Source organism: Methylibium sp. (genome assembly GCF_013817365.1).
Lineage (GTDB): Bacteria > Pseudomonadota > Gammaproteobacteria > Burkholderiales > Burkholderiaceae_C > Methylibium.
Genome location: NZ_JACDCU010000393.1, coordinates 1 through 3,915, shown reverse-complemented (window position 1 = coordinate 3,915; position 3,915 = coordinate 1). Strand labels below are relative to the sequence as shown.

Annotated in this window: 3 protein-coding genes and 1 pseudogene; all 4 read right to left on the bottom strand. The window is 71.7% G+C overall.

What is annotated here, in order from left to right:
• Nucleotides 1–286, bottom strand: a pseudogene (locus tag H0W38_RS18355) (GTP cyclohydrolase I); the annotation flags it as partial.
• Nucleotides 287–383: 97 nt separating this feature from the next.
• On the bottom strand, nucleotides 384–2,108 hold the full coding sequence (locus H0W38_RS18350) for an ATP-dependent DNA ligase (protein WP_292456786.1): 1,725 nt from the start codon (nucleotides 2,106–2,108) through the stop codon (nucleotides 384–386).
• A gap of 6 nt (nucleotides 2,109–2,114) precedes the next feature.
• Entirely contained in the window at nucleotides 2,115–3,326 is a 1,212-nt protein-coding gene (locus tag H0W38_RS18345; RefSeq protein ID WP_292456784.1) for a ligase-associated DNA damage response exonuclease, read from the bottom strand.
• Between the two features lie 6 nt (nucleotides 3,327–3,332).
• A partial coding sequence (locus H0W38_RS18340) for a phospholipase D-like domain-containing protein (protein ID WP_292456783.1) occupies nucleotides 3,333–3,915 on the bottom strand: 583 nt, incomplete at its 5' end.

Genomic DNA, 3,915 nt, shown 5'->3' with positions numbered 1-3,915 from the left:
ACATCTTGGCGACGCGGCGGGCCGTGTCCTGCGTGTTGTGATCGCTCTCGGTGTCGATGACCAGGCTGTCGAGCACGGCGTGCATCTTGCCGGCCACTTCGTCGAGCAGCAGCTCGAGTTCGCCCGGCTCGATGCACTCGGCGATGTTGTCGTTGGCGTGGAAGCGCTTGCGCTGGGCCTTGATGCGCTCGCGGATCTTGACCGAAACGGGTGTGCCGATGTCGTCGGGCGTGGTGTCAGGCATCACGGCCTGCAGCGGTGAACCGAAGGAGGGGGGTGCGTTCATCGGAGGGCGTCTCGCTGGGAAGGCGCTGCGTCGGGCGCAGCCATCGGCTGATGCTACCGGCTTGCAGGGGCGCGGGCCGCGGGGTGCGCAGACACCCTCAGCCGGACTCACTTCCGCGGCCCAGCAATGCCTCCAGCGTCTGCAAGGTATCGGCCTCGTGAAGCGGCTTGTCGGGCCGCAGACGCAGCATGCGCGGGAAGCGCACCGCGATGCCGCTCTTGTGGCGGGAGCTGCGGTTGATGCCCTCGAAGCCGAGCTCGAACACCAGACTGGGCCGCACGCTGCGCACCGGGCCGAACTTCTCCAGCGTATTGGCGCGGATCACGCGGTCGACCTGCGTGAACTCTGCATCGGTGAGCCCCGAATACGCCTTGGCGAAGGCCACGAGCTGCAGCGCCCCCGGCTCGGCCGGCTGGCGGGCCGCGATGGCATCGATCACCGCCTGCGCCTGCGCCGCATCGGCCGGCGCGCGGCTCCACACCGCGAAGCTGTAGTCGGTGTACAGACTCGCGCGCCGGCCATGGCCGCGCTGCGCGTAGACGAGCACGCAGTCCACGCTCATCGGCTCGATCTTCCACTTCCACCACGTGCCGCCGAGCAGCCCTTCCTGCTTCCTGCGGCCGCTGCCGTAGGCCGCGTCGCGGTGCTTGAGCATGAAGCCTTCGACGCCGCGCGCACGCGAAGCGGCGCGCAGCGTGGCGAGTTCCTGCCAGCTCGGCGCGACCACGGCCGGCGACAGCCGCAGCGCCGTGCCCTGCAAGGCCGCCTCGAGCGCGGCGCGGCGCGCATGCTGCGGCTCGCCGCGCAGATCGACCCCCTGCCATTCGAGCAGGTCGTAGGCAACGAGCTGCACCGGCAGCTCGGCCATCATCTTCTTGCTCACCGTCTTGCGGCCGATACGCTGCTGCAGCAGCGCGAAGGGCGCCGGTCCGCCCTCGCCTTCACCGTCTCGCCACACCACCAGTTCGCCATCGAGCACCGTGCCGTCGGCCAGGCACGCGGCCAGTGCGGCCACCTCCGGGTAGCGCTCCGTCACCAGCTCCTCGCCGCGCGACCACAGCCAGACCTGGCCGGCGCGCTTGACGAGCTGCGCGCGGATGCCGTCGTACTTCCATTCGACCAGCCACTGCGAAGGCGGGCCGAGCCGGGCCTCGAAGTCCTGCGGCACCCCTTCGATCTGGTGGGCGAGGAAGAAGGGATAAGGCTCGCCCGCCGCGCGGGCAGCGCCCTCCTCGGCCGGGGCCACCAGCGCCGCGTAGCGCGCCGCATCGGGCGCGCGCTTGGCGTCGGTGTAGCCCATCATGCGCTGCGCCACCAGCTTGGCGTCCAGGCCCGACACTTCGGCCAGCGCACGCTGCACCAGCAGCTTGCTCACACCGACGCGAAACCCGCCGCCGATCAGCTTGACGAGCAGGAAGCGGCCGGTCGCATCCAGCGCGTCCCACCAGTCGCGCACCGCGGCGGCCTGGGCCTCGGGCGCCGCGCCGCGCAGCGCCCCCAACTGCTCGACCGAGGCGGCCAGGCCGAGCGTGCTCTCGCGCGTGGGCGGCGGCAGCACGAGCGCAATCGTTTCGGCCAGATCGCCGACCGCCTGATAGCACTCCTCGAACAGCCAGCCGGCGATGCCGGCCCCCTCGCAGGCCAGCGCGCGCAGAACCGAGGTCGGCACCACCTGCCGCGGGCGGCCGCCAGCCAGGAAATACGCGGCCCAGGCGGCGTCGGCCGGCGCGGCCGCGCTGAAGTAGCGGCGCAGCGCAGCGACCTTGTCCAGCGTGGAGGTGCCGGCGTCGAGTTCGACGTAGAGCCGGGCGAAGGCGCGCATGGCGCTTCAGGGGGCGGCGTCGGGCGGTGCGGTCCCGGGCGCATCGCCGTCGGCCGGGGGTTCGATGCGACTCGCCTGATCGCCATCGACCGCGACGGCTGCATGGCCCTGACCGGTGGCGGTGAGTGTGTCGGTCGCAGTTGCCGCATCATTCTGATCGGCCACGCCGATGGGATCCGCCCGATCGGCCTCCACATCGGGACGCTCCAGCGCTTCGTCGCCGTACTCGGTGCGAAACGATCCGGCTTGCAGCCCCTGCTCGCGCAGCCAACGCACCATCACGGCCTCGTAGCCATGTGTGACGATGACGCGCTCGCAGCCGGTGGCGGCAATGGCGCGCACGAGGCCCGGCCAATCGGCATGGTCGGAGACCACGAAGCCGCGGTCCACGCCGCGGCGGCGGCGTGCACCGCGCAACTGCATCCAGCCGCTGGCGAAGGCGTCGCTGGCGCCGACGAAACGGCGGGACCAGACGCTGCCATGCACGCTGGGCGGTGCCACGACGAGCGCCGTCCGCAGCTCGGCCTTGTCGGCCACCTCGCTCACCAGCCGGGTATCCGGGAGCCGCACGCCGGCGGCGCGGTAAGCGCGGTTGAGCGTCTCGACGGCGCCATGCACGACGATCGTACCGATGCCCGCGTCCACCCCCGCCAAAAGCCGTTGCGCCTTGCCGAAGCTGTAGCCCATCAGCAGGCTCGGCCGGCCGGCGGCGGCATTGCCACGCCACCAGTCGTTCACCTCCGCGAACAACTCGCGCTGCGGCCGCCAGCGGTAGATCGGCAGGCCGAAGGTGGACTCGGTGATGAAGCAATGGCAGCGCACCGGCTCGAAGGGCTCGCAGGTCGCGTTGTCCTCCTGCTCGCCGCCGCTGCCGGCGACGAAATAATCGCCCGACGCGACCCAGACCCGGCCGCCGTGCTCGAGCCGCACCTGTGCCGAGCCGAGCACGTGGCCGGCAGGATGCAGGCTCAGGCGCACGCCGAAGTGATCGATGCGCTCGCCGTAGGCCAGCGTCTGCAGCGCGATGTCGCCGAGCCGCGCCCGCAGCACGCCCTCGCCGGGCGCGGCGGCCAGGTAATGGCCGTGGCCGACGCGCGAATGGTCCGCGTGGGCGTGCGTGATCACCGCGCGCGGCACGGGCCGCCACGGGTCGATGTAGAAGTCGCCGGGCGGGCAATACAGGCCCTCGGGGCGCTCGACGATCAGGTCCGGCTGCATGAAGCCTCAGTACCGCCCCGCTGCGCCCGCCAGCCGCAGGTACACCGCCGCTGCCCAGGCGACCACGCCGCGCCGCATCCAGCGCCGCCAGCCGGGCAATGCGGCCGGCGTGGTGATCTCGCGCGACTCGGCGAAATCGCGCTCGAGTTCGCTGGCCAGGCGCGCCACGAAAGCGGGGTCGTCGACCAGCACGTTCGCCTCGAGGTTGACGAGCAGCGACAGCGGATCGATGTTGGAGCTGCCCACCGTCGCCCAGCTGTCGTCCACCAGGGCCACCTTGGCATGCAGGAAGGCCGGCAGGTACTCGTAGATGCGCACCCCGTGCACGAGCATCTCGTCGTACAGCGCCTGCGCCGCCAGCGCGGCGAAGCGGTAGTCGGCCTTGCCTTGCAGCAGCAGGCGCACGCGAACGCCGCGCCCTGCGGCGGCCGTGAGCGCGTGGCGGAAATTGCGGCCCGGGTAGAAGTACGGACTCACCAGGTCGATGCGCTCGCGCGCGCCGCGCAGCGCCTCGATGTAGCTGCGCTCGATGCTGCGGCGCTGGCGCACGTTGTCGCGCACGACGAAGGCGGCGCGCACGGGCGCCAGC